The 24,223-nt window shown below is 63.7% G+C and carries 23 protein-coding genes and 2 tRNA genes; 12 read left to right on the top strand and 13 right to left on the bottom strand.

Annotation, left to right across the window (positions count from 1 at the left end; genetic code table 11):
• The first annotated feature begins 298 nt into the window (after positions 1 to 298).
• Positions 299 to 475 (top strand): hypothetical protein, encoded by a 177-nt coding sequence (locus QMZ05_RS20055; protein WP_353702312.1) that lies wholly within the window; start codon positions 299 to 301, stop codon positions 473 to 475.
• Positions 476 to 615: 140 nt separating this feature from the next.
• Positions 616 to 885: a hypothetical protein gene (locus QMZ05_RS20050; protein ID WP_353702311.1), complete on the top strand. Its 270-nt coding sequence runs from the start codon at positions 616 to 618 to the stop codon at positions 883 to 885.
• A gap of 85 nt (positions 886 to 970) precedes the next feature.
• On the opposite strand, the gene QMZ05_RS20045 is transcribed toward QMZ05_RS20050, so the two are convergent.
• Positions 971 to 1,147 carry a hypothetical protein gene (locus QMZ05_RS20045; protein WP_021079279.1) on the bottom strand — a complete coding sequence of 59 codons (177 nt, stop codon included), beginning with the start codon at positions 1,145 to 1,147 and terminating at the stop codon, positions 971 to 973.
• A gap of 196 nt (positions 1,148 to 1,343) precedes the next feature.
• On the opposite strand from QMZ05_RS20045, the gene QMZ05_RS20040 reads away from it, so the two are divergent.
• The 3 genes from QMZ05_RS20040 to QMZ05_RS20030 all read left to right on the top strand — a co-directional run bounded on the left by QMZ05_RS20040 (position 1,344) and on the right by QMZ05_RS20030 (position 3,266).
• Positions 1,344 to 1,559, top strand: a complete 216-nt coding sequence (locus QMZ05_RS20040) for a hypothetical protein (protein ID WP_353702310.1) — start codon at positions 1,344 to 1,346, stop codon at positions 1,557 to 1,559.
• Between the two features lie 145 nt (positions 1,560 to 1,704).
• Positions 1,705 to 2,619, top strand: coding sequence for a 2-dehydro-3-deoxygalactonokinase (locus QMZ05_RS20035; RefSeq protein WP_353702309.1), 915 nt, complete (start codon positions 1,705 to 1,707; stop codon positions 2,617 to 2,619).
• A gap of 11 nt (positions 2,620 to 2,630) precedes the next feature.
• Positions 2,631 to 3,266, top strand: coding sequence for a 2-dehydro-3-deoxy-6-phosphogalactonate aldolase (locus tag QMZ05_RS20030; protein ID WP_353702308.1), 636 nt, complete (start codon positions 2,631 to 2,633; stop codon positions 3,264 to 3,266).
• Positions 3,267 to 3,293: 27 nt separating this feature from the next.
• Here QMZ05_RS20030 and QMZ05_RS20025 read toward each other — a convergent pair whose 3' ends face one another.
• On the bottom strand, positions 3,294 to 3,599 hold the full coding sequence (locus QMZ05_RS20025) for a hypothetical protein (RefSeq protein WP_353702307.1): 306 nt from the start codon (positions 3,597 to 3,599) through the stop codon (positions 3,294 to 3,296).
• 241 nt (positions 3,600 to 3,840) lie between these two features.
• On the opposite strand from QMZ05_RS20025, the gene QMZ05_RS20020 reads away from it, so the two are divergent.
• Positions 3,841 to 4,254: an SRPBCC family protein gene (locus tag QMZ05_RS20020; RefSeq protein ID WP_353702306.1), complete on the top strand. Its 414-nt coding sequence runs from the start codon at positions 3,841 to 3,843 to the stop codon at positions 4,252 to 4,254.
• Between the two features lie 718 nt (positions 4,255 to 4,972).
• Positions 4,973 to 5,278 (top strand): hypothetical protein, encoded by a 306-nt coding sequence (locus tag QMZ05_RS20015; RefSeq protein ID WP_353702305.1) that lies wholly within the window; start codon positions 4,973 to 4,975, stop codon positions 5,276 to 5,278.
• A gap of 213 nt (positions 5,279 to 5,491) precedes the next feature.
• Here the strand turns inward: QMZ05_RS20015 and QMZ05_RS20010 are convergent, their stop codons facing one another.
• The 10 genes from QMZ05_RS20010 to QMZ05_RS19965 all read right to left on the bottom strand — a co-directional run bounded on the left by QMZ05_RS20010 (position 5,492) and on the right by QMZ05_RS19965 (position 12,980).
• Positions 5,492 to 5,947 (bottom strand): DUF992 domain-containing protein, encoded by a 456-nt coding sequence (locus tag QMZ05_RS20010; protein ID WP_353702304.1) that lies wholly within the window; start codon positions 5,945 to 5,947, stop codon positions 5,492 to 5,494.
• A gap of 352 nt (positions 5,948 to 6,299) precedes the next feature.
• The gene (locus tag QMZ05_RS20005) at positions 6,300 to 6,434 is read right to left on the bottom strand and encodes a hypothetical protein (protein ID WP_353702303.1); all 135 of its coding nucleotides are present in this window, start codon (positions 6,432 to 6,434) and stop codon (positions 6,300 to 6,302) included.
• Positions 6,435 to 6,699: 265 nt separating this feature from the next.
• On the bottom strand, positions 6,700 to 8,031 hold the full coding sequence (locus QMZ05_RS20000) for a glycosyltransferase family 87 protein (protein ID WP_353702302.1): 1,332 nt from the start codon (positions 8,029 to 8,031) through the stop codon (positions 6,700 to 6,702).
• A 410-nt stretch (positions 8,032 to 8,441) separates the two neighbouring features.
• Entirely contained in the window at positions 8,442 to 8,573 is a 132-nt protein-coding gene (locus QMZ05_RS19995) for a hypothetical protein (RefSeq protein ID WP_353702301.1), read from the bottom strand.
• 172 nt (positions 8,574 to 8,745) lie between these two features.
• Entirely contained in the window at positions 8,746 to 10,533 is a 1,788-nt protein-coding gene (locus QMZ05_RS19990) for a retroviral-like aspartic protease family protein (protein ID WP_353702300.1), read from the bottom strand.
• Positions 10,534 to 11,087: 554 nt separating this feature from the next.
• Positions 11,088 to 11,164: transfer RNA gene (locus QMZ05_RS19985), tRNA-Arg, on the bottom strand.
• A 343-nt stretch (positions 11,165 to 11,507) separates the two neighbouring features.
• Complete coding sequence (locus QMZ05_RS19980) at positions 11,508 to 11,765, bottom strand: hypothetical protein (protein WP_353702299.1); 258 nt, start codon at positions 11,763 to 11,765, stop codon at positions 11,508 to 11,510.
• A gap of 113 nt (positions 11,766 to 11,878) precedes the next feature.
• The gene (locus QMZ05_RS19975; protein ID WP_353702298.1) at positions 11,879 to 12,241 is read right to left on the bottom strand and encodes a hypothetical protein; all 363 of its coding nucleotides are present in this window, start codon (positions 12,239 to 12,241) and stop codon (positions 11,879 to 11,881) included.
• 142 nt (positions 12,242 to 12,383) lie between these two features.
• Complete coding sequence (locus tag QMZ05_RS19970) at positions 12,384 to 12,560, bottom strand: hypothetical protein (protein WP_353702297.1); 177 nt, start codon at positions 12,558 to 12,560, stop codon at positions 12,384 to 12,386.
• 33 nt (positions 12,561 to 12,593) lie between these two features.
• Complete coding sequence (locus QMZ05_RS19965) at positions 12,594 to 12,980, bottom strand: hypothetical protein (RefSeq protein WP_353702296.1); 387 nt, start codon at positions 12,978 to 12,980, stop codon at positions 12,594 to 12,596.
• Between the two features lie 82 nt (positions 12,981 to 13,062).
• Between QMZ05_RS19965 and QMZ05_RS19960 the strand changes: the two genes are divergently transcribed.
• A complete protein-coding gene (locus QMZ05_RS19960; protein WP_353702295.1) occupies positions 13,063 to 13,374 on the top strand; it encodes a hypothetical protein in 312 nt (103 codons plus the stop codon).
• A 475-nt stretch (positions 13,375 to 13,849) separates the two neighbouring features.
• Here QMZ05_RS19960 and QMZ05_RS19955 read toward each other — a convergent pair.
• Positions 13,850 to 13,926 (bottom strand) — tRNA-Arg (locus tag QMZ05_RS19955).
• Positions 13,927 to 14,213: 287 nt separating this feature from the next.
• On the opposite strand from QMZ05_RS19955, the gene QMZ05_RS19950 reads away from it, so the two are divergent.
• From QMZ05_RS19950 to QMZ05_RS19935, 4 genes are all read left to right on the top strand, one after another.
• Positions 14,214 to 19,421, top strand: coding sequence for an alpha-2-macroglobulin (locus tag QMZ05_RS19950; protein WP_353702294.1), 5,208 nt, complete (start codon positions 14,214 to 14,216; stop codon positions 19,419 to 19,421).
• Positions 19,418 to 21,532: a penicillin-binding protein 1C gene (gene pbpC, locus QMZ05_RS19945; RefSeq protein ID WP_353702293.1), complete on the top strand. Its 2,115-nt coding sequence runs from the start codon at positions 19,418 to 19,420 to the stop codon at positions 21,530 to 21,532. The genes QMZ05_RS19950 and pbpC overlap by 4 nt, the downstream gene beginning before the upstream one ends.
• A gap of 163 nt (positions 21,533 to 21,695) precedes the next feature.
• A complete protein-coding gene (locus QMZ05_RS19940; protein WP_353702292.1) occupies positions 21,696 to 23,360 on the top strand; it encodes a glycosyltransferase family 39 protein in 1,665 nt (554 codons plus the stop codon).
• 1 nt (position 23,361) lies between these two features.
• Entirely contained in the window at positions 23,362 to 24,207 is an 846-nt protein-coding gene (locus QMZ05_RS19935) for a phosphatase PAP2 family protein (RefSeq protein WP_353702291.1), read from the top strand.
• Positions 24,208 to 24,223: the final 16 nt, after the last annotated feature.

The raw sequence follows: 24,223 nt of genomic DNA, 5'->3' as shown, positions 1-24,223 counted from the left end.
CTTTTCGCTGATCAGCAGGCTGATCAGTCGCAGCCTGCTGGTTTCGTCGACAGCCTCCGAAAGCAGCTGCCTATAACGCTGATAATCGTAACTCGCTTCTTGTTCGCTCACCGGCACGCCCCGCACACGCGCTCCACTTCAGCGGGTAGTGTTTCGCGAGTCGCCGCTGCCTGCAATCGAATTGCGGCGCCGGTAGCCGCGGCTTGCGCATTTCGCTGTGCCACTGTTGCAGAATTGATCGCACGCAACCGTGCAAACGGTCATGATGCGCGCGTTGCAACCGGGAACCGAAACAAGGATGAGCGAACCCGAAGATGGAGGCAGCCGCCGGGGCGCGCTGATCGGACTGCTGGTGGCCGCGGTCATGCTCGCGGTCGGTCTCTGGCTTGCGCATAACCTGACGGCGGCGAGCAAGATGCAGGACTGTGTGATGTCGGGCCGGTCCAACTGTAATGTGATCGAGCCGGCACGCTGACCCGCCTTGCGGCAGTGCAATATCACTCCCACATCAAACCCAATGACTCGGGCTGAACTGTTTGGTCCCGGTTGTGATTCCGGTCACACGCGGACAGGCGGGCTGCCTCATTTCGTCCCAGATCGGCGGGAACCAAGGCCATGATATCCAAGCTGTGGTCCGGAAAGGGCGCGGCGCTGGCTGCCGCAGGTGCGGCGGGTGCCGTTTTGGTTGCGTATGCGTCCCTCACCCTGGCATCGCCCGAACAGGTGTCGAGCGCGGGGTTGGGCCCCGGATGGCAATGCAGCAGGGTGGCCTTCGTGCTGACCACCTGCACCCGGGCGGATGAGGCCGAGCGCGAGGCCAAGATCGACGGCGAGGTCAAGGCGATCCCGGTGCGGGCCAAGGACGATTGTCCGCCGGAGCCCTAGTTTTCGTTTGCTGACGCCTCGTCGTCACACCAACCGGTGCTCACTTCGCTCGAACGGCTGAGGCGTCGCGCGGCCGTATTTCAAATCATTTCTTGGTGGCGCCACGCGGCTTGATGGAGAGGCCGAGGCGCATCGCCATCTTCTTGATTCGCTCCGGCGAACGGCCGGTCGCCTTCACGACCTCCTCCAGCGTCTTGGAGGAGCGCGCCAATTCCATCAGTCGTCGGTCCTCCTTGAACGACCACCGCGGCTTTCGGGCCATCTTGTTGGTATCCTTGTGCATTGCTGGGCAACAAAGCCGCCAGGCGGGGTCGCCTGACGGCCTTGCCGGTGTGGGCCCGGACCTTGGGGAAATGTCCGGTGGATAAGCAATACTGCTTCCGAATAAGGTCGCAATTGAAACCGGATTTTAACCTAACCCATCAAGGTTACTTGGATAGAGCGTGGCAGGAGGCCTTATGCGCAAGGTCGCCATTTTGAGTGCCGCAGCGTTTTTACTGTCCGGTTGCTGGAACGACCCGGAGGTCACGGGATCGACCAACAGCTGCGCGGCCAATCTTTATAGTCAGTACAATCCCAAGGTCATGGATCAGTGCGTCAACGCCTGCATCAAGTGTGACCATGGCAACGTCACCACCTGCACGACCTCCTGTACGCTGAAGGGCGCGCGGTAACCGAGCCGCGCGTGCATCCGACGCGAACGGACCCTCGTGGCATCACGCCTACGGGCCGCCTTGCGCAGCGCGAGGAAGGCCTTTATCGCGTCTCAGCAGCGGCGCCATTGCCGCGCCGGAAACTGAGAGCGTGGAACAGAGCGCGGTGAGCGGACCTTCCTATGTCGCGGTCGATTGGGGCACCAGCAGCTTCCGGCTCTGGCTGATGAATGCCGGCGGCCAGGTGTTCGGCGAACGTCGCAGCGACGAGGGCATGACGGCGGCTGCCAGGACCGGCTTTGCCTCCGTGCTGCAATCGCATCTGGACGCGCTGGGTGCGCCGGCCAATCTGCCAGTGGTCATTTGCGGCATGGCGGGTGCCCGGCAGGGCTGGGTCGAGGCCGGCTATATCGACACGCCGGCGCATCTCTCCGACGTCCTCAAGGGCGCCGCCGTGGTCAGCGGGCAGGCGCGTGACATTCGTATCCTGCCGGGGATCGCACAGCGCGATGCCGCGGCTCCCGACGTGATGCGCGGCGAGGAAACCCAGTTGCTCGGTGCGCTCGGCCTGGACGTGTCGGGCGAGGCGCTCGTATGCCTGCCGGGAACACATTCCAAATGGGTGCACCTGCGCGGCGGCACAGTCGAACGCTTTGCGACCTTCATGACCGGCGAATTGTTCAGCGCGGTCGCGCGCGACACCATCCTGTCACACGCCATCGCGGGCGCGGATGAGGCTGTCGATGCCGATGCGTTTTGCTCGGCCGTCATGGAGGCGTTCGCCACGCCGGCGTTTTCAGCCAATCTGCTGTTTCGCGTGCGATCGCGGCAATTGCTGTTCGGCGGCAGCGCGCAGGCCGCGCGCGAGACGATCTCGGGCACGTTGATCGGTGCCGAACTGGCGGCCGGCCTTGCGGAGCGGGAGCAGGCAACGCCGGTGACGCTGATCGCGTCGGGCCGCCTGCAACGGCTCTATCAGATCGCGCTGCAACGCCTTTCGATTCCGCTCAACGTCATGGATGCGGAGGAGGCGGTTCGCCGTGGCCTCGCCGGCGCAGCGGCGGCGATCTGGGAGAATTGAGGGATCAACGCATGAGCATTCCGTTTCCGCCGATGAAGCGTCCGCTGGTCGCGATCCTGCGCGGCATCAGGCCGGACGAGACCCTGGGCATCGTCAGTGCGCTCATCGAGGCTGGTATGACCGCGATCGAGATTCCGCTGAACTCGCCCGAGCCGTTCCGTTCGATCGAGATCGCGGTGAAGCGGGCGCCTGCCGATGTCCTGATCGGCGCCGGCACGGTGCTATCAGCCGCTGATGTCGATCGTCTCCACGACGCCGGCGGGCGCCTCATGGTGTCGCCGAACGTCGATGTCGACGTGTTGAAGCGGGCCCGCGATTACGCGATGGTCACGATGCCCGGCGTGTTCTCGCCGACGGAAGCGCTGCTTGCGGCGCGTGCCGGTGCCTCGAGCCTGAAATTCTTTCCAGCGAGCGTGCTCGGTGCCTCGGGCATCTCAGCGATCCGCGCCGTGCTGCCGGCGGATGCGATGATCGCCGCCGTCGGCGGCGTCTCGGACCAGAATTTCGCAGAATATGTGAAGGCCGGCATTCGCGCCTTCGGTCTCGGCAGCAGCCTTTACAAGCCGGGCATGACGGCGGCGGATGTTGCGGTCCGAGCGAAGATGACGATCGAGGCGTATGACAGGGCCGTGCAGGGCGCGAGCTAAGCACGGTCCGTAACTCTTGATCGCGGCCTAATCGTCGCGCCTGCCGCCGTCGATCACCCTGAACAGCGGCGTCGCCTCGCGAGGGTTCTCGAGCAGCTCGTCGACCATGGCGATCGCAGCCGCGACGTATTTCTCGGTCGCGGCGTCCAGCGGCCGCTCGGCTTCGTCCGACAGCGCGAGCTTGGCGCCCTCGAGCAGCTTGCGGGTACGGACGGCGGATTCGTCGCCGGCGGTGAGGGCGGCGCGGGCGATCGATCGCAGCACGAACAGCTCGCCCTCCAACCGCAGCAGGCGGTCGTTCAGCTTGCTCAGCACGGTATTCAGGTTTCGCATGACGTCCTCTCCGGGCGTTGGACCCGTCTTCCATACACGGTCATTCCTGACGAAATTCTTGTGCTGGCCACAGACCATCTGGTTCGTCGAACGGTATCCTTGCCGCCTCATGTCCCGGGCGGCCCGGGCAGGCGCTGTCCGCTGGTGGATCATCGCGGATAGCCCTAGTAGAGTGACCGCGATCCGCCGCCCCCGGGCCGGGGGCGCACCCATTTCATTCAATCACGACGAAGGAACGCATATGAGGATTGCCGTCGAAACCATCGTTGTCGCGCCGATCGCGGATGTCTGGCGCGCCTACACCACACCCGACGACATCAAGCAATGGAATGCGGCTTCCGACGATTGGCACACCACCGCTGCGACCGTGGACCTGCGCGCCGGTGGCGCCTTCTCGTCGCGGATGGAAGCCAAGGACGGCAGCATGGGGTTCGATTTCGCCGGCACTTACACCAAGGTCGAGGCGCCGCGGCTGCTCGAATATTCGTTCGGTGATCGCACCGCGCAGGTTGCATTCACGCCCGAGGCCGGCGGCGTCAAGGTGCAGGTCGGCTTCGACAGCGAGGATACCCATTCGGTCGAGCAGCAGCGCGGCGGCTGGCAGGCGATCCTGGATAATTTCAAGCGCTACGTCGAGGCAAAGCGGGCGTCCTGATCCGGCGACGGGAAGGCGGCGTGATCGACGCACCAGAGGTGCGGGCTGCTATCACGCGTAAGCGGATCGACCAGATGCTCGCGGAATTGAGGGCAGGCGGGACTTGCGTGGGAACGGCGCATCGGCCGAGCAAGCGGGCGAGGTGAGAGTGCTCACGGCGCGATCGCGATGGTGGTCAGGAGCAAATGCGATGCGCTTTGTCTTGGCACTTGGTCTGTTGGTCATGCTGTGCGCGTCCGCGGACGCCGCATCACGGCGTCACCCTCACGCACGGCAACCCGCAACCGTTCGCGCCTCCGCGGATGCGACGCCGCCGGGGCGCTTCGCCGTTCCTGGCTGGAGTGACGAAGCGACCCGCCAATGGCTCGACCGCGCGTCGGAGAATGCCGGCCGCGGCGGATAATCCGATAGCCCGCGGCGCCTTCAATCGTCGCCGTCGTCTTCAGTTCCGCGCGAGCTCGATGCCGACCGGCCGCTATATCGCCGTGGGGCGGCGGTGGCCTTTCTCGTGCTCACGCCTTCGCTCTCGCGTAGTTCCGTCCGTGCGCGCCGCGCGGTGCGCATCGCGCGCTTGATGTTTGCATCGTGCGAGTCCTCGTCGAAGAACAGGACGATCTCGCAGCTTGGACATTGACGCGAGTAACCGTTCTGCAGCCGCTTGGCGCGATCGCGAAAGACGTTCTTGCAGCGTGTGCAACGGATCTGGACGGAATCTTCCATGACGGCCCTGAAGTATCGGCGAGCAGCGCGCGCTCACAATAGCTTTGCGGAGGCAATTTCGGACCAAGAAATCACGAGGCGAAGCGCGCCGCAAACCATCGCGGCAGCCTGCAACGTTGCGAACCGAATGCGTCGGGCAGCGCAAGCGCTGCTGGAACTTTGTTCACGCACGGAGAACTACGGAAGCATTCGTGCGCTGAATGATAAGGAACAAGACGCGACTTCAGAGCAGATCGTGAACATCAAAAAGAAAAGGCCTCAGCGCGTGGGCCACGCCGAGGCCAAGTTGACACTTTGGTCGTGAGGCACCGTCACCAGCGCCTCGATGCTTAGCCTACCTTCGTTTCTCTGCAGCTAAATAGCCCATATGGGCCATGATGCCTGGCACAGAACGTGCAGTGTTGGAGCCGTCAGGATTTTGCATCACCTTCCTGGGGCTAGGAGCAGCGCCGTCCGCCTATATTTCAAGCGGACGGCGCTGTGCATTTGGGCCGCCGGCACGCGGCTCAAGCCGCGATCAGTGATCCATCGGCCGAATCTCCAGGCTCTCGATCTTCACCGGCGGAATTGCGGGATCCTTGTCATCGAGCGGATGCAACGCGATCGTCGCATGCGTGCCGCCGGCGAGAACATTGTCGCCGGCGCCGCTGGCGTGCGCGTAACTGCCGGCGAGATCGTCGAGCCCGAGCCACGGCACCGGCGCCATCACCTTCCAGCTCAACACGACGTCCTGATCGCCGATGAAAACACCAAGGTTGGGAATGGCTGCGACGTAGCGGCGGTCGGGCGCGCTCTCGACGTGCAGCACGCAGTCGAGATTGGTCACCGGGCCCAGGATGAAACCGGTATCGGGGCCGCCGCGGCACGCGAGCGTTCCGGCCTGCACCTGTTGTGCCTCGGCCGTCGTGATGGGCGCGGCGAGAGCTACCACGCCGCACATCGCAAGCAGCACCCAATGACCGGTCGTACGCATGGGGCTGTACAACGCCGATCGATGCGCAATCGCTCCACGATCTCGGCCGCGGCCTTCGCTTGTGGTTAAGAGAGTTTTAGAGCTGGGGTTTTGTTGCCGCCAACGGGTGGGCCTTTGCGGGCGATCCGGCTGAGCTAGCGGACACATCCGCCAGTTAAGGGGCAGCCGATCACCCCGCCGCAAACATGCGCCGGCGACGACCACGTTGCTCAGTCTGAAAAAAAACTACGCCGCCGGGCTCGAAATGGATTGTCCCGGCGGCGCCCTGTTTCAATCTGGGCCCGCAATCCCAGTCATGGTCTGTCTGCAAGAGCGGCGCCAAGGTTCGAATGCCCCGGAGTCTTACGGGGATTTAGCGTCTGGCGACCGTCTGGTGCTGGTCGCTGACATTCTTGTGCCCGGGCGGAGGTCCGATGGTGGCCCAGACCACCGCGGCAATCACCATCGCCGTGACGATGGCGCCGGCCAAGGGCTGATCGTTGTCCATGCTCCGCGCCCGTTCAGCTATGGTGCTCGAGCTTCCGCATCTCGTGCAGGCGAGCCAGGCAAAAATCCCGATACAATTCGTTGATGAAATCCCACATGACCGAATCCCCTTTGGTCCAATAATGGGACGCTACGCCGGGTTTGTTTCCGGCCGGCTTCGTGGCTTTCGGAAAATGGCTTCATAGCGAGCCGATACGGGCAGGACCCGAACGTATGAGCTCCTTGCCCCAGCCGCGGCCTGGCGCCTCCCGCTGCGGACGCGACCCTCAAACGCTCGCCGGCTCTCGCAACGGTGCGGCTGTGGTTGTCTCGCTCGCCGTGCGATGGCGGTAACTCATCAAGATGACCGCGATCACGGTCGCGCACATGAGCGGGCCGACCGGCCACAACACCAGCGGGAATACGTATCCCAGCAGGAACACGATGCCGACACCGATCCGGAAGACACGACGATTGGAGCGCGGCGCGATCCGCTCGTCCGTGCCCGCATTCATGAGAAAGACCAGCGCGATCGCCAGGATCGGCATATCGTAGATGGCGAAATAAGGAGAAACGAGTGGCGTTGCCGCCAGCAGACTCGCGGCCTGCACCGAAAAGCTGACCTGGCGACGCCAGATGATCAGCACCCAAATCGCGCAGGCCGCCGCGATTGCGACGTGCAACGACATCGCCGGTCCGTAGTCCAGGCCGGCAAACCGAAACAGGCCATAGTTGCTTTGCAATTTGTACCATGGCAGTGCGCCGCTGAGGTGAAACTGCGTCGCCGCGTAAGTTGCCGCTTCACGAAATCCCTTGAAAGTATCCCAGCCGAAGATGATCCCCGTGAGCAGGATCAGGGTAGGCGCCACGAGGCTGGCCGTGACGACGACACGCCAGCGCTTGGTCGCGATCAGCACGAAAGGAAGCAGAACGCCGTATTGAGGCTTGAAGATGAGCAGCGCGAGCAGGAAGCCGCTCAGCAGCGGGCGCCTGTCCAACGTCAACAGGATGCCACCGAGCAGCGATGCCGCGAGCAGCGCACTTTGGCCGGCAATAAAATCAAAGAAGACCGGCGGCGCGGCGAGCGCAAGCAGCATTGCGGCGGAACGTGGCCGGATCGCATGAACGACGAGCAGCCAGCATAGCAGCTTTGCCGCGCTCCAAACCCAGAACGCGATCCAAAACGGCAGGAGCGCCAGCGGTGCCAGAACCAGGAAAAATACCGGCGGATAGAAAAACGGAACCGGCATCTGATCGTAGGGATACGCGGCGTGAATGATCGGCTGCATCCGGATGAGCAATTGATGCAGTTGCTGCCAGTCGTAGGCGGCCGCCGCGTGGCCCTCGAGCGCCATCGTGCCCGCGCCCCAGAAACACGAAAAGTCGATCCCGGGATGGCTGCCGCCACTGACAAATATCAGCACTACGGCAAGGATCGTGAGGCACAACAGGACAGCGCAGGCAACCGCCTGCGCTGGGTCGTCTCCCGCAGCAGCATCCCAGCTCAGCATCTTTTTCAACGAACCAGTCATGATCAAGATTGCTTCTGAAAAATAGAACTGTTCGCGCGGACTGGAAGAAATCGGTGTCGCCGTCCGGCAATGTTCAAAAATATTCAAACGTCACGCCAAGGTTTATCCCAGCAATCTGCGATGCAGCAACGAGGTATTGTTCTTAACCTAACCGGCCGAGGCCAGCTGCCCTGGTCCTGTCCCGGTCGTGATTTTACGGGACTGCGGTGTTGATTACGCGTTCTGACCGTCCCAAGAAAAGACGCCGCCGGTCTCACAAATACACGCCCGGCGGCGGTTTCTTCCTGAACCGGGACACTGAAATCCCCGGCCTTGGAGAAGCAGCAATGGCAATGCCAAGCTACTCTGGCGAGGTGATCCGTTTGAGCCATTGACGAGGATACGCAGGCGGGTCTGAATTCCCCGATGCGAGGTGTCGAAGTCCCCCAAACCCCGACGCCTCCATGCCCCACGGCCCCGGTACTCCAAGACTGGGGCCGTGCCCATTCCTGGGCCGCTCAATTTGGCTTCTTTCGAGCGAGCAGCAGGACTGCCACGGCAACCAGCGCGGCAATGCCGAGAGGGCCGGTTGCGTGGCCTTCGAGGATGCAGCTGAGTTTCAGGGAAAGCGAATTGGCTTCGGTGAGCATGGTGGCCTCCGTTGAAGAGGCCTCCCATTGGTGGCACGTCCCGAATTCCAGCAACGCACCATCAACGAGGAACGTTGCGCCAACCTTCTATCCCGGATCACCGAAGCTGTTGACCTTGGCGATGAGTGCGACCGCGGCGACGACTAGGATAACGAGCGGCAAGAGTAGAAAGCTATTGCAGTACAAGCTCGTGACTCACGTTATCCTGTGACCAAGACCTGAACCTATTCAAAAAGGACTGTCCAAGCAGCAAAGGGGCATTCGCGCGTGCGATGCTCGCACGAACATTGGTCACCGTTCGATCTCCAACCGTCAAAGATCTGATGATAAACGTCCTTGATGAGACAATTGAACCATCAGCAAGGCGATGGTTCGCCGATCCAGTAAAGTCGCTTTCGTTGATCGTGCCGGTACTCATCAAGGTGCGAGCAACATCGGCGGGGATCGAAACGTCAGAGGCGCCGCTGTCAACAACGAAGTTCAACTTTAGAGTATCGTTTATGAGAACGGGCACGTGAAAGGTCCCGTTGCCTGAAACCATCCTCACGCGCACCTCGCCTACAGATTGTTCGGTCGTTATCGGAGATGCCGCGGGCCGAACCATGCTGAGACGGGCCAATGCTGCTTGGGCAAAACCATTTCCGTGATCTGCGGCCAACCTGTACAGACGGACGGCTTCGCGCTCATCTTTTACTAACCCGCCGTCGCCACGCTCGTATGCAGCTGCGAGATTTGCCTGACCTTGAGCGTTACCACCCTCTGCAGACATTTTGAAAAACCGTACAGCCTCCACGACATCTTTGGGCAGTCCTCCGAGCCCGCGCAAATAGGCAAGTCCTAGATTCGCCTGCGCCAGCGCATTCCTGTGTTCTGCTGAGAGCTTATAAAGCCGTACTGCTTCGGTCTCGTCCCTAGTTAAGCCACCAGAGCCGCGCAAATAGGCCGCGCCCAAGTTATTTTGCGCCTGATCGTTGCCTTGATCAGCTGACAGCTTGTAGAGACGCACAGCTTCACGATCGTCTCTTGCTAGCCCGCCCTCTCCGCGCTCATAGGCAAATCCGAGGTTCAGCTGGCCGACAGCGTTACCTTGATCAGCCGAAAGCTTAAAAAGTCGTACAGCTTCACGCTCGTTTTTTGATAACCCTGCGCGACCTCGCGCATAGGCGAGTCCTAGATAGGCCTGTCCGAGAGCATTACCTTGGTCGGCCGATAATCTGTAGAGTCGGCCTGCTTCACGTTCATCTTTTGTGACTCCGCCGCGTCCCTCGAGATAAAAGAGCCCGAGATAGACTTGCGCGAAGGCGTTACCGCGCTCTGCTGCTGTTCTGTATAGACGGACGGCCTCGTACTCATCTTTGGCTAAGCCGCCACGTCCCGTTTGATAGAATTTGCCGAGATTATATTGCCCCGGCGGGAAGCCCTGATCTGCGGAAAGCCTGAAAAGACGAGCGGCTTCAACATCATTTTGGGGAAGCCCGCCACGCCCCCCTAGATAAAGAACTCCGAGGTCGTTTTGACCTTGCGCATTCCCGCGGTCTGCAGCGATTTTCGACAGGCGGGCCGCTTCGGCGTCATCCCTCGGGATGTCGTCTTCTCCAATCAGATAAAGCGACGCCAGGTTGGCCGTAGCTTGAACGCTGCCACCCTCGGACGCCTTCAAGTATTGCCGCCGGGCCGCATCAGCGTTCTTTGCGGCCTGATATGCCCGACCAAGCTGCATGGCGATCCGGGGATTGTTTGGGGCCACCTTCGCTGCGCGTTCGCATGCATCGATCGCGACCTCTGCGACGATCTTTTCAAAACTGACGCCGGCAACTCTCGCTGGTCGCGTGCTATCAAATGGATGAGCCGCAACTTGATCGCAGGCTGCTAGAAGTTCAACGACTGGCTTCTCGGCGGCGGAAATAGAGGACCCACTAAATCCAATCAAGAGTCCGACGGAGATATAAACGAGCCTCACCGTACTCCCCCTGTGAGACGTGCTGAAAGTGTTTCGCTACAATTGGACCCAAGCCTATTCGTCCGGCCCGCTCCTGCCAATGCCGGATGCTCAGGAAGATGTGCGGTGCCAGGGAGAAAACTCTCGGTTGATCAAGAGTTCCCGCTGGGTGGACACGCTCGCGCCCGCCAAAGTATCCCTTCGCCCGCGGAGGCATGACGCGCGGCTAGGGGAGGGCGCCCTCTGGGGCCTGAACACAGCTGCCGAGATGTCCTTGCTGGTCGCCGCCTAGCCGAACGCCAATCCGCGCTCGCCTGATGTCACGCGGACAGCAAACGTTCAGGCAGCCGCGGCGCCACGCCTTGCAGACTATGGCGCGACTGCACATCAACTGATGTCTTGGTTTGGATGGCGCACGCTGAGCGAGGCTGAGCGCTACACCGAAGAAGCAAACCGGAAGCGTCTGGCGGCTGAGGCCGGCAAGCTCATAACCGGAACAGGAATTGGCAAACTGCAAATCCAGTTTGCCAAAAACAGACGTAAGCCACTGAAATCTAAAAGGTCGAAATCATGAGTGGCGATCCCGGCAGGATTCGAACCTGCAACCCGCGGAGTAGAAATCCGCTACTCCATACAGTTGAGCTACGGGACCGTGGCCGCCTTGTAGCACCGCCATTGCGGCGTCCGGATCTTTCATCAACTTGCGCACGGCCGCTTCGGCCTCCGCCTGAAGTCCGCTACTTCCGCCGCTGAGGAGCAGCACCGCGAGAAGAGAAACCGCCGCTACGACGATCATGATGTAAAATCTAGCATCAAAAGAGGGCGCGCTCTGGTTGCTGCTTTCGGTCGGCTGCATGGGGAAATTAGTATCGCTCATACAAAATACCCCAATCAAAGGGGTATCGTATCGCAACCTATGCGGGCAGGAAAGCAGGCCGAGTAGACCTAGCGTCCCCGTGATTTTACGGTGGAGAACGCGGACGCTGGCGTGGCCGTTATCCCTCGATAATGAGGCGACCCAGGAACGCATTGCAGGCCCGTTCGGCTTCAGCGAACGTGCTGAAGGGCGATCCGGACACTAGAGCCGCCGGCATATTCAAAAAGTCGGGGCGATACGACGCAACAAAGCCCGGCTCTCCATGCAGCCCAGGTCCACTTCGGCTCTCGTTGCTGATAACGAATGAATAGTCGTCGCTGCTTGCAATCCATATCTCCAGATCGCCATTCTCGACGCGGCTGAAGTGCAGGGCCATTTCACCCTCCACATCACATCGGTAGTCATGACCACCACCTACCTAGATCAGCGAGAGTCGAGCTCGCCGCTAGGATCGTCGTGGTTCATCTTAGCGGGCGGCCGGCTTCGCTGCTAATAGCAAGCATATGCATTCTGGCTGGCGGTTGCGATGCAGTAGCCATAACTCGCTCGGTACGGGTAGCCGTAGCCATAGGGGTAACCGTAGTCGTAACCGTATCCGTACACGGGGTAGCCGTATCCGTAAGGGTAAGCGTAGGCGCCGGCCAAGCCGAGCCCTATCCCAAGTCCAAGAGCGGCGGCTCCAAATCCGCCTCCGCGCCAACCGCCACCACGCCAGCCGCCACCACCAAATCCGCCGTGGAAGCCGCCGCCATGAAAGCCACCGCCACCGAAGCCGCCACGCGCAGAAGCAGTGGTCGGCGCAAACGCCACGGTCATAACCGCGATGAATATGATTAGGGCTTTCCCAGACATCGGACTCTCCCAGCTTTAGCAAGTCGCCCGATCTGGAAAACGCCTCACGTCCGTTTTGGTTGCTGACTACCGGCCTCCGATCTCGACCAACCGCGTGACGGGGCCAACGAAATTTCGCGATATCCCAACTAGTGGATCGTCGCTAATAGGTCAGCGCCAGCAGCCGCTGCACGATCGCGCCGAGACACACTAGCACTACCAGCAGCTTCAGGAGCTGTGCCAGGCGACCATCCGGCGCGAACCTATCTATCACCCAAAAGCAGATCGCCCCCACAACCACGATGATCAGAATGCCGATTAAGAGTGGAATGATCGCCATTGTGCAGGTCCCTTTCGCGCTATTTCGATCGGCTCATTTCCGGTTGCGGTCGCGTCGCACCCTCTGAAATTCCTCGGGCCCCTTTACGAGTTGGCGCTTGCGGCTGGCCAGCTCATCTGGGTTGGCCGCCTTGTCGGCCATTTTGTCGATTGCTTCGCTGGCCATCTCGCGAGCGTGCTGGCGTTGGCTTTCAGTTTTGGGGCGTACTTTGGTTGATAGGGTCAACGCGAGGAGTCGACGGATGGCCTCGGGTCGTGATGGCTTGTCCTCCTGCTTCGCGATCCAGCCATCAATGGCGGCCAATTCGGCTGGCGGCAAGCGAAGCCCAATCTGCGGAGCTCCTTTGCCTTCGCTGCCCTCATAAAGCACGGGCCTGCCGCGCTTCTTTTTACTGCTACCAGTTATTGTTGACTTCGCCATAGATAACTGATACCAGAATATGCAAGCCGGGGCAAGGCGCGCCGAAGGCGAGCGACTTTACGAAGAAGCAAAGCAGGGACGAATGACGCTTACGCACGACGAGCGGTGGGAAATCGTCTGGGCCATGCCGGAGTGGAAAGAGCATGACCGGCTCGTCGAGCTGAGTAACGAGCATTTCGACCGCATGTTCGGTTTGATCGACGCGATGTGGGCGATTCCGGCACGGACGGAGGCCGGCAGAAAGTCGAAGGTGCTGGTGCTACTCGCCTGCGTACTGGACCTGCGGGGCCATGATGACGAGCTCGATTATCGGGACCTCTTGGGCCGTCGGCTGCTAATCGAATTCGTCGGCGGTGAGGCTGCAGCGTCATTGCGAGAATCGTTCGCCGCTTGACAGGCGGGGGATCTTGCCCGCTGCGGCTGGCGGTCCCAAGAAAAGACGCCGCCGGTCTCAAAAATACACGCCCGGCGGCGTTTCCTTCCTGAGCCGGTACACTGAAATCCCCAGCGGCAGATGTGCTGCACGGTCTATGCCGCGGGCCGGAGTAACCCTTAAGAGCGTCGCGTTGCCGCTAACTACCCGGGAACAGGTGGGCATCCTCGGACGTCATCTTGGTTGGCTTCCGTTGTCACACCTGCCCCCCGACTGCGGGAGTCGGAATGGCGGCCTCGGCGTGCCCACACACCGGGGCCGTTGCTTTGCGATTTTCGCTAGGGGCGAGCAGAACAAACGCGGAAGTGCCGTGTACGATCCGTGTACTACCCACTCAGCGGGACCAAGCGGGAAAGCCTGAAATTAAGGGGGTTTCGTCAACGCGCGATGATACGTGATATTTTGGAGAGCAGAACACGCATCGCATTGAGATAGCTGGCGATCCCGGCAGGATTCGAACCTGCAACCCGCGGAGTAGAAATCCGCTACTCTATCCAGTTGAGCTACGGGACCGTGGCCGCCTTGTAGCACCGCCATTATGAAAAATCCGCCTTTCCGCCAAGTCCGTCCGAACCGATTTCTGGGGGCGAACGACAAAGGCGAGCAGGGGTCTCGCCCTGCGTTGACCTGACCAGTCCTCCGGGCCGGCTTGACACTGCCGCCGGGGCTTGTCGAAGGATGTCGGCAATGCGATCTGCGACGTTTTCGTCCGTTCATGTCCGCGCCTTCACTCCGTCACCTTTTCGCGCATTTTTAGCCCCAACGCGGCGCTCGACCGCGGGGCGTTCAGGAGCTCCATCATGATCGGATTGGTTCGTGCCGCCGCACTTTGCGCCGCGCTGGCGCTCGGCATGGTCAGCGCCCAGGCTGCGGACAAGGCCTTCAAGCGCGACGATCTCGCCGATTCCGCGATCAAGCTGGAGGCCCAGATCAAGAGCGAGGCGGGCGCCGTCAACAAGTCGGCGGCGACCTTGCGCACCGATGCCGACGCCGCCTTCAAGCGCAACGATTTCCGCGGCGGGCTCACGATCCTCGGCCAGATCGCGGCGACCGCGCCCGAGGACGGCGCCAACTGGCTGCGGCTCGCCAAGACCGTCTTCCAGATCCGGTCGGCGAGCTCCAGCGAACAGACGTTCCTGATGGAACGCGCCTCCACCGCCGCCTACATCGCCTATCAGCGCGCCGGGAACGCTGCGGAGGAGGCCGACTCGCTGGCCGTGCTCGGCAGGGCGCTCGCCGAGCGCAAGCTGTGGCGGCCGGCACTCGACGCGCTGCGGCTGTCGCTCGACCTGCGCGAGGTGGCCGATGTCAGAGGCCAGTATGAGAAGATGCGCGACGAGCACGGCTTCCGGCTGCTCGATTATACCGTCGATTCGGATGCGGCCTCGCCGCGAGCCTGCTTCCAGTTCTCGGAGGAACTGGCCAAGCGCGTCGACTTCGCGCCGTACCTGGCACTGGCCGGCACCGACAAGCCGGCCTTGTCGGCGGAAGCCCAGCAGCTCTGCGTCGACGGGCTGAAGCACGGCGAACGCTACAACATCAATCTGCGCGCCGGTCTGCCGTCGACCGTCAAGGAGACCCTGTCGAAATCGGCCGAGTTCAACATCTATGTCCGCGATCGCAAGCCGTTCGTGCGGTTCACGGGGCGGGCCTATGTGCTGCCGCGAACCGGCCAGCGCGGTATCCCGGTGGTCAGCGTCAACACGCCGGCAGTCACAGTCGACGTATTCCGGATCGGCGACCGCAATCTGATCAACACCGTGATCGACAGCGACTTCCAGAGCACGCTGAGCCGCTACCAGCTCTCTGATCTCGGCGGCCAGCGCGGCGTCAAGGTGTGGTCCGGTGAGCTTGCGACCGCGACCACGCTGAACCAGGACGTGGTCACGGCATTTCCGGTCGACCAGGCGCTCGGCGACCTGCAGCCGGGCGTCTATGTGATGACCGCCGCGGCCAAGGGGCCGGGCACCGACGACGACGGCACGCTGGCGACACAATGGTTCATCGTCTCGGACATGGGCCTGTCGGCCTTCTCCGGCAATGACGGTATCCATGTCTTCGTCAACTCGCTGGCCTCGACCGAACCGGTCGCCAATGCCGAAGTGAAGCTGGTCGCCCGCAACAACGAGATCCTGGCCACCCGCAAGACCGATGCCGCCGGCCACGTGCTGTTCGAGCAGGGGCTGGCACGCGGCGAGGGCGGGCTGTCGCCGGCAATGCTTACGGTGATGGGTGAAAAGTCGGACTATGCCTTCCTGAGCCTCAAGACCAATGCCTTCGACCTCACCGATCGCGGCGTCGCCGGCCGCGCCATCCCGGCCGGTGCGGATGCCTTCGTCTATGCCGAGCGCGGCGTCTACCGCTCCAACGAGACCGTTTACCTGACCGCGCTGCTGCGCGACGGTCAGGGCAATGCCCTGACCGGGACCCCGCTGACCATGGTGATCGAGCGGCCGGACGGCGTCGAATTCCGCCGCGCCGTGCTGCCCGACCAGGGCGCCGGCGGCCGGATGCTGGCAGTCGCGCTGAACTCCGCCGTGCCGACGGGCACCTGGCGGGCCCGCGTCTTCACCGACCCCAAGGGCGCGTCGGTCGGCGAGACCACCTTCATGGTCGAGGATTACATCCCTGAACGGATCGAATTCGATCTGACCAGCAAGGAGAAGGTCATCAAAGCTGAAGTTCCAGTGGAACTTCAGGTCTCGGGCCATTTCCTCTATGGCGCGCCGGCCTCGGGCCTCCACCTCGAGGGCGACATGCTGGTCGCGCCGGCGGCGAACGGCCGGCCCGGCTATGCCGGCTACCAGTTCGGCGTCGACGACGAGCAGACCGCGAGCAATGAGCGAACCCCGATCGAGGATCTGCCGGAGGCCGATGCCAATGGCGCCGCCAGCTTCCCGGTCAAGCTAGAGAAGGTGCCGGCCTCGACCCGGCCGCAGGAGGCCCAGATCTTCATCCGCATGGCGGAGACGGGCGGCCGCTCGGTCGAGCGCAAGATCGTGCTGCCGGTGGCCCCTGGCGCCTCGCTGATCGGCGTAAAGCCGCTGTTCGGCGACAAGAGCGTGGCCGAGGGCGATAAGGCCGAGTTCGACGTCGTGTTCGTCGCGCCTGACGGCAAGCAGCTGCCGCGCAACGGACTGCGCTACGAGCTGCTGAAGCTGGAATCGCGTTATCAATGGTACCGGCAGAATTCGTCGTGGAACTATGAGCCGGTCAAGTCGACCCGCCGCGTGTCCGATGGCGACGTGAACCTTGCGGCCGACAAGCCGATGCGCCTGAGCTTCCAGCCGCAGCCCGGCCGTTACCGGCTCGACGTGAAATCGACCGACGCCGACGGTCCGGTGACCTCGGTGCAGTTCGACGTCGGCTGGTATTCCGACGGCAGCGCCGACACGCCGGATCTGCTGGAGACCTCGATCGACAAGCCAGAATATGCCCCGGGCGACACCATGACGGTATCGGTCAACGCCCGCACCGCCGGCAAGCTCACGGTCTATGTGCTCGGTGACCGCCTGCTGACGACCCAGAGCGTCGACGTCAAGGAAGGTACCCAGCAGGTCAAGCTGCAGGTCGGCAAGGACTGGGGCACCGGCGGCTATGTGATGACGACGCTGCGCCGTCCGCTCGATGCCGCCGCCGGGCGCATGCCGGGCCGCGCGATCGGGCTGAAATGGTTCGGCATCGACAAGAAGACACGCACGCTTGCCGTCGAGTTGTCGCCGCCTGCCTTGGTGCGGCCCGGCTCGACGCTGAAGATCCCGGTCAAGCTCGGCGGGCTCAATCCCGGCGAGGACGCCAAGGTGGTGCTGGCCGCGGTCGATGTCGGCATTCTCAATTTGACCAACTACAAGCCGCCGGCGCCGGACGACTACTATCTCGGCCAGCGCCGCCTAACCGCCGAGATCCGCGACCTCTACGGCCAGCTGATCGATGGCATGCAGGGCACCCGCGGCCAGATCCGCAGCGGTGGCGACGCCGCCGGCGCCGAGCTGCAGGGCTCGCCGCCGACGCAGAAGCCGCTCGCGCTCTATTCCGGCATCGTCACGGTTGGCCCCGACGGCACCGCCGAGGTGAGTTTTGACATCCCCGAATTCGCCGGCACCGCGCGGGTGATGGCGGTGGCGTGGAGCGCCACCAAGCTCGGCCGCGCCAATGTCAACGTGACTGTGCGTGACCCCGTGGTGGTGACCGCGACCTTGCCGCGCTTCCTGCTGACCGGTGACAAGGGCACCATCAGCATGGATATCGACAATGTCGAAGGCGCCGCCGGCGATTATGCCGTCAGCGTCAAGGCGAGCGGCCCGATCAAGGCCTCGGGCAATCCGACCACGACGGTGAAGCTCGCCGCCAAGCAGCGCTCATCGTTGTCGCTCGGCCTCGAGGCCGGCGGTGCCGGCCGCGCCGATTTCGACGTCGACATCTCCGGGCCGAACGGGCTGACGCTGGCGCGGCACTATGCGCTCGACGTCAAGCCGGCGACGCAAGTGCTGGCGCGCCGCTCGATCCGCACGCTGGCGAAGGGCGAGAGCCTGACGCTGACGTCGGACATGTTCTCCGACCTCGTGCCGGGCACCGGCAGCGTCTCGATCTCGGCGAGCCTGTCGACTGCGCTCGATGCGGCGAGCATCCTGAAGGCGCTCGACCGCTACCCCTATGGCTGCTCCGAGCAGATCACGAGCCGCGCGCTGCCGCTGCTCTATGTCAACGATCTTGCCGCCGGCGCCCATCTTGCGATGGATACTGCGGTCGACCAGCGCATCCGCGATGCGATCGAGCGGCTGCTGGCTCGACAAGGGTCCAATGGTTCGTTCGGCCTGTGGTCGGCGGGCGGCGACGACGCCTGGCTCGACGCCTATGTCACGGACTTCCTGACCCGGGCCCGCGAAAAGGGCTTTGCGGTGCCGGACGTGCTGTTCAAGAGCGCGCTCGACCGCGTCAGGAACTCGGTGGTCAATGCCAACGAGCCGGAGAAGGACGGCGGCCGCGACCTGACCTACGGCCTCTACGTGCTCGCGCGCAACGGCGCCGCGCCGATCGGTGATCTGCGCTATCTCGCCGACACCAAGCTGAACAATTTGGCGACGCCGATCTCCAAAGCGCAGCTCGCCGCGGCGCTGGCGCTGGTCGGCGACAAGGCGCGGGCCGAGCGGGTCTATGGCGCCGCGCTTGACGCGCTGAACCCCAAACCGGTGATCGAGTTCGGCCGCGTCGATTACGGCTCGGCGCTGCGTGATGCCGCAGCGCTGGTCTCGCTCGCGGGCGAGGGCAATGCGCCGCGCACCACGCTGACGCAAGCCGTGCTGCGGGTCGAAGCGGCGCGGGGACTGTCGCCCTACACCTCGACGCAGGAGAATGCGTGGATGGTGCTGGCGGCGCGCGCGCTTGCCAAGGAGACGTTGGCGCTCGACATCAACGGACAGCCGGTCAAGACCGCGGTCTATCGCAGCTACAAGGCCGAGGAGATGACGGGCCAGCCGCTCAGGATCACCAACACCGGCGATGCACCGGTGCAGGCGGTGATCTCGGTGTCGGGCTCGCCGGTGACGCCGGAACCCGCGGCCTCCAACGGCTTCAAGATCGAGCGCAGCTATTTCACGCTCGACGGCAAGCCGGCCGACGTCATCAAGGCGAAACAGAACGACCGCTTCGCGGTTGTCCTGAAGGTAACCGAAGCCAAACCGGAGTTCGGGCACATCATGGTGGCGGACTACCTGCCGGCCGGGCTCGAGATCGACAACCCGAACCTGGTGTCGTCGGGCGATTCCGGCACGCTCGAATGGATCGAGGATGGTGTCGAGCCCAAGAACACCGAGTTCCGCGATGACCGCTTCACCGCGGCGATCGACCGCAGCGCCAACGACAAGTCGGTGTTCACGGTTGCCTATGTCGTGCGCGCGGTGTCGCCGGGCAAATACGTGCTGCCGCAGGCCTATGTCGAGGACATGTACAACCCCTCGCGCTACGGCCGCAGCGGCACCGGTGCGGTTGAGGTGAAGCCGGCGAAATGAGTGCAACGTTGAAGGTAGCCCTCGAACGCGGATCGCGCTGGCCCCGGATCAAGTCCGTCCTGGCGATCGGCGCCGTCGCGACGCTGGTCGCAGCCGGCGCGTTAGCCGGCTGGGTCGTCTCACTCGGTCCGCTGCCGCTCACGCAGGCGCAGCAGGTCTCGACCACGGTTGTCGACCGGAATGGAAAACTGTTGCGCGCCTATGCGATGGCGGATGGGCGCTGGCGGCTGCCGGTCGAGGCGAAGAGGTCGGTCGATCCCGGCTATCTGAAGCTCCTGTTCGCCTATGAGGACAAGCGCTTCTACGAGCATCACGGCATCGATCCGCTGGCGCTGTCGCGCGCTGCGTTCCAGCTGCTCACAAGCGGCCATATCGTCTCGGGCGGTTCGACCATCACGATGCAGCTGGCGCGGCTGATCGAGCCGCGGCACCAGCGCTCGGTCTACGCCAAGCTGCGGCAGATGGTACGCGCGGTCGAGCTGGAGCGGCAGCTCTCGAAGGACCAGATCCTCGATCTCTACCTTGCGCTGGCGCCGTTCGGCGGCAATCTCGAGGGCGTGCGCGCCGCCTCGATCGCCTATTTCGGCAAGGAGCCGAAGCGGCTCTCGCTCGCCGAGGCGGCTTTGCTGGTGGCGCTGCCGCAATCGCCGGAGCGGCGTCGGCTCGATCGTTATCCGGAAGCCGCCCATGCCGCGCGCGATCGTGTGCTCGACCGCATGGTCGAAGACGGCGTGGTCTCGAAAGAGGATGCCGCGCAGGCCACGGCGACGGCGGTGCCGAAGCTGCGCAAGCAGATCCCGATCCTCGCACCGCATTCGTCCGATCAGGCGATCGCGACGATGAAGGATGCGCCCGTCATCAAGCTGACGCTGGACGCGACGCTGCAGCGGAACCTGGAGGCACTGGCGCGCGATCGCGCCATCGCGCAGGGGCCTGACGTCTCGGTTGCGATCGTCGTGGTCGACAATGCGACGGGCGACGTGCTCGCGCGCGTCGGTTCGGCGGATTATTTCGACGAGCGGCGGGCCGGGCAGGTCGACATGACGCGCGCGGTGCGTTCGCCGGGCTCGACGCTGAAGCCGTTCATCTATGGCCTCGCCTTCGAGGATGGCTTTGTTCACCCCGACAGCCTGATCGAGGATCGGCCGATCCGCTTCGGCACCTACGCGCCGGAAAACTTCGACATGACGTTCCAGGGCACGGTACCGATCCGCAAGGCGCTGCAATTGTCGCTGAACGTGCCGGCGATCGCACTGCTCGACCGGGTCGGCGCGAGCCGGCTGTCGTCGCGGCTGAAGCAGGCCGGCACCAGTCTCGTGCTGCCGAAGGACGAGGCGCCGGGCCTTGCGATGGGTCTCGGCGGTGTCGGCATCACGCTGCAGGATCTCGCCCAGCTCTATTCCGGCCTGGCGCGGCTCGGCGCCACCAGGCCGCTGCGCGAGATCATGCGGGAGAATGATAGCCGCGACACGATGCGGCTGATGGATCAGGCCGCGGCCTGGCAGGTCGGCAACGTCCTGCTCGGCACGCCGCCGCCGGAGAACGGCGTGCATAACCGGATCGCGTTCAAGACCGGCACCAGCTACGGCTATCGCGATGCCTGGTCAGTCGGCTTCGACGGCCGTATCACGATCGGGGTCTGGGTCGGCCGCCCAGACGGCGCGCCGGTGCCGGGTCTGGTCGGCCGCACGGCGGCGGCGCCGATCCTGTTCGACGCCTTTGCGCGCACCGGGAAAATCCCGGCGGCGTTGCCGAAACCGCCACGGGGCGTGCTGGTCGCCTCCAACGCGAAATTACCGCCGCCGCTGCGCCGGTTCCGGCCGCTCGGCGAACTGGTCCGCAGCGGCAACGACCAGGCACCGCATATCCAGTTTCCGCTGAACGGCTCACGCATCGACGTCGATCAATCCGAGGGCGGCCGCAATGCGCCGCTGCCGGTCAAGGTTGCCGGCGGCGTGCTGCCGCTGACGGTCCTCGTCAATGGTGTCTCAGCCGGGGACATCGACAGCCGGCGCCAGCGCCTGATCGACCCGCCCGGTCCGGGGTTCGCGCGGCTCACGGTCATCGATGCCACGGGTGCCGCGGATACCGTTGTGATCCGCGTGCAATGATCGCGCAGGAAAGCGGACCGGCACGGTTGGAAAGCGGAACAGCACGGTTGTTTGCGGTGCGGTTTCATCGTATGCGAAACCCATGGTGGACGGCCTCCAACCCCGGCGCTTCGGAGCAGGGCAACAGTTTGTAAAACCTGCGCATTCGAGCCGCAGGCTGTTCATGGCGTTCGAGTTCGCAACGGCCAGCCAATGGCGTTCGATCCTGTTCCTGACGCTGACCTGCCTGGTGCTGTTCCTTCCGGGCTTCTTCACCATCCCGCCGGTCGACCGCGACGAGGTGCGCTTTGCCCAGGCCACCAAGCAGATGGTCGAGAGCGGCGATTTCGTCGATATCCGCTTCCAGGACGACGTCCGCTACAAGAAGCCGGTCGGCATCTACTGGATGCAGGCGGCGGCGCTGAAGACGATCTCCACGCTCGGGGTACCGCGTGCCCAGGTCCGCATCTGGGTCTACCGCCTGCCGTCCCTGATTGGCGCCATCGGCGCCGTTTTGCTGACCTATTGGACGGCGCTCGCGTTCGTGACACGACAGGGGGCGGTGCTGGCCGCCCTGATGATGGCAAGCTGCGTGCTGCTTGGGGTCGAAGCGCGGCTCGCCAAGACCGACGCCATGCTGCTGCTGACGGTCACCGCGGCGATGGGCGCGATGGCGCGCGTATACCTATCCTGGCAACGCGGCGAGGATCCGGCGCATCCATCATGGGGCCCGCCCGCGGTCTTCTGGACCGCGCTGGCGGTCGGCATCCTGCTCAAGGGGCCGCTGATCCTGATGTTCGTCGGCCTTGCGATGGCCGCGCTCGCCATACTCGATCGCTCGGCGGCGTGGTTGTGGCGGATGCGTCCGGTCTGGGGCCTGATGTGGACCCTGGTGCTGGTGCTGCCGTGGTTCGTCCTGATCTTCCTGCGCGCCGGAGAGACCTTCTTTGCCGACTCGGTCGGCGGCGACATGTTGAGCAAGCTCGGCGCCCAGGAATCCCACGGCGCGCCGCCCGGGCTCTATCTGCTGCTGTTCTGGATCACGTTCTGGCCCGGCGCGCCGCTTGCCGGCCTCGCTGCGCCCGCGGTCTGGCGTGCGAGACGCGAACCCGGCGCGCAATTTCTGCTGGCCTGGCTGATCCCGTCATGGATCGTATTCGAGGCTGTTCTGACCAAGCTGCCACATTATGTGCTGCCGCTCTATCCCGCGATTGCGATCCTGACCGTGGGCGCGCTGGAGCGACGGGTGCTGTCGCGCTCCCCCTGGCTGTTGCGCGGCGCCGCCTGGTGGTTCGCGATTCCCGCGTTCGGCGCGGTGCTGGTGATCGTCGGCGCCATCAAGGCGATCCATCAGCCGGTATTTCCGGCGTGGCCGCTGTTTGCCGTCGCGATGGTGTTCGGCCTGATCGCGTGGTGGATGTTCGAGGACAGCCGCGCCGAGCGCTCGCTGCTCAATGCGGTGATCGCCGCGGCGCTGATGGCGGGCGCGACCTATGGCGTGGTGCTGCCACGCCTCACCACCGTGTTTCCGAGCCAGGAGGTCGCGCGCGCCTTGCGTAACGTGACCTGCGTCGGCCCGAAGGCGGCGGCCGCCGGCTTCCACGAGCCGAGCCTCGTGTTCATGACCGACACCTCGACGCTGCTGACCGACGGATCGGGTGCCGCCGATTTCCTGGGGCAGGGCTCCTGCCGCTTCGCGCTGGTCGAACAGCGCTCGGAGCGCGCCTTCGTGCAGCGCGCCGAGGCGATCGGCCTGCGCTACAACGCACCGGTACGGATCGAGGGTTACAACATCTCGCAGGGCAAGGCGGTCTCGATTGCGATCTTCCGTTCCGAAGGAACGGAGTGACATGCCGGCGCCGCCAGCCAACCCGGAATCCGCCAACTATTTCGGACGATTGCTGACGCTGGTCTGGCTGTCCTTTGCCCAGCTCGCGCGGGCTCCGTCGCATTCGCACCGGGCCGAGGCGGCGCGGCGCTCCGCGCGCCATGTGCTGCTGCTCGTCGTCATCGTCGGCGCCGTGGTCATCACGCTGATGTATGCGGTCGATGTCGCCGAGATCAGCCTGATGCCGCCACGCGGCACGCCGAGCCTCTGGTGGGTGAAGATACTCACCGATTTCGGCAAGGACGAGTACGTGCTAAGCGCGCTGGGTGTGCTGCTGATTGTTGTCGCATTGACGGCGCCTGCGCTGCGCAGTGTGCCGCGCGCGACCTTGCTCGGCTTTGGGACGAGGCTGCAATACCTGTTCCTGTCGGTCGCGCTGTCGGTAGCGGTCGGTGAAGTGATCAAGTGGGTCGTCGGCCGCGGGCGGCCGTTCGTCGGCGGCAAGGCCAACGCCTTCAACTTCCAGCACTTCGCGGGCACCGAGGCCTATTCGAGCTTTCCGTCGGGACATTCGATCACGGCATTCGCGCTGGCGTTCGCCGTTTCGGCAGTCTGGCCGCGCGCACGGCGCGCGATGCTGGTCTATGCGCTGATCATTATTGCGACGCGGCTGGTGCTGTTGGCCCATCATCCGAGCGACGTGGTGGCCGGCGCGGCCGTCGGCGTAATCGGCGCAATGGCCGTACGCTACTGGTTCGCCGCCCGCCGCCTTGGTTTCGCCATTGATCGCGATGGCACGGTCGTGGCCCTGCCGGGACCGTCGGAAGAGCGCCTCAAAAGGGTTGCGGGGAGCGCCTTCGCCCCATAAAAGCGGTCGCCCGGCG

The organism is Bradyrhizobium sp. INPA03-11B, assembly GCF_040446015.1.
GTDB classification, from domain to species: domain Bacteria; phylum Pseudomonadota; class Alphaproteobacteria; order Rhizobiales; family Xanthobacteraceae; genus Bradyrhizobium; species Bradyrhizobium macuxiense_A.
Note: the sequence above shows the minus strand (reverse complement) of the source record. Positions and strands in the feature narration are given on the sequence as shown.

Excerpts from the sequence above, each read along its gene's own strand:
- QMZ05_RS19965 (WP_353702296.1), bottom strand. The coding sequence starts at position 12,980 with ATGGCGAAGTCAACAATAACTGGTAGCAGTAAAAAGAAGCGCGGCAGG.
- QMZ05_RS20055 (WP_353702312.1), top strand. The coding sequence starts at position 299 with ATGAGCGAACCCGAAGATGGAGGCAGCCGCCGGGGCGCGCTGATCGGA.
- QMZ05_RS20040 (WP_353702310.1), top strand. The coding sequence starts at position 1,344 with ATGCGCAAGGTCGCCATTTTGAGTGCCGCAGCGTTTTTACTGTCCGGT.
- QMZ05_RS20015 (WP_353702305.1), top strand. The coding sequence starts at position 4,973 with ATGACGGCCCTGAAGTATCGGCGAGCAGCGCGCGCTCACAATAGCTTT.
- QMZ05_RS20030 (WP_353702308.1), top strand. The coding sequence starts at position 2,631 with ATGAGCATTCCGTTTCCGCCGATGAAGCGTCCGCTGGTCGCGATCCTG.
- QMZ05_RS19935 (WP_353702291.1), top strand. The coding sequence starts at position 23,362 with ATGCCGGCGCCGCCAGCCAACCCGGAATCCGCCAACTATTTCGGACGA.
- QMZ05_RS20020 (WP_353702306.1), top strand. The coding sequence starts at position 3,841 with ATGAGGATTGCCGTCGAAACCATCGTTGTCGCGCCGATCGCGGATGTC.
- QMZ05_RS19950 (WP_353702294.1), top strand. The coding sequence starts at position 14,214 with ATGATCGGATTGGTTCGTGCCGCCGCACTTTGCGCCGCGCTGGCGCTC.
- QMZ05_RS20045 (WP_021079279.1), bottom strand. The coding sequence starts at position 1,147 with ATGGCCCGAAAGCCGCGGTGGTCGTTCAAGGAGGACCGACGACTGATG.
- QMZ05_RS19980 (WP_353702299.1), bottom strand. The coding sequence starts at position 11,765 with ATGGCCCTGCACTTCAGCCGCGTCGAGAATGGCGATCTGGAGATATGG.
- QMZ05_RS19995 (WP_353702301.1), bottom strand. The coding sequence starts at position 8,573 with ATGCTCACCGAAGCCAATTCGCTTTCCCTGAAACTCAGCTGCATCCTC.
- QMZ05_RS20010 (WP_353702304.1), bottom strand. The coding sequence starts at position 5,947 with ATGCGTACGACCGGTCATTGGGTGCTGCTTGCGATGTGCGGCGTGGTA.
- QMZ05_RS19970 (WP_353702297.1), bottom strand. The coding sequence starts at position 12,560 with ATGGCGATCATTCCACTCTTAATCGGCATTCTGATCATCGTGGTTGTG.
- QMZ05_RS20025 (WP_353702307.1), bottom strand. The coding sequence starts at position 3,599 with ATGCGAAACCTGAATACCGTGCTGAGCAAGCTGAACGACCGCCTGCTG.
- QMZ05_RS20050 (WP_353702311.1), top strand. The coding sequence starts at position 616 with ATGATATCCAAGCTGTGGTCCGGAAAGGGCGCGGCGCTGGCTGCCGCA.
- QMZ05_RS19960 (WP_353702295.1), top strand. The coding sequence starts at position 13,063 with ATGACGCTTACGCACGACGAGCGGTGGGAAATCGTCTGGGCCATGCCG.
- QMZ05_RS19940 (WP_353702292.1), top strand. The coding sequence starts at position 21,696 with ATGGCGTTCGAGTTCGCAACGGCCAGCCAATGGCGTTCGATCCTGTTC.
- pbpC (WP_353702293.1), top strand. The coding sequence starts at position 19,418 with ATGAGTGCAACGTTGAAGGTAGCCCTCGAACGCGGATCGCGCTGGCCC.
- QMZ05_RS19975 (WP_353702298.1), bottom strand. The coding sequence starts at position 12,241 with ATGTCTGGGAAAGCCCTAATCATATTCATCGCGGTTATGACCGTGGCG.
- QMZ05_RS20005 (WP_353702303.1), bottom strand. The coding sequence starts at position 6,434 with ATGGACAACGATCAGCCCTTGGCCGGCGCCATCGTCACGGCGATGGTG.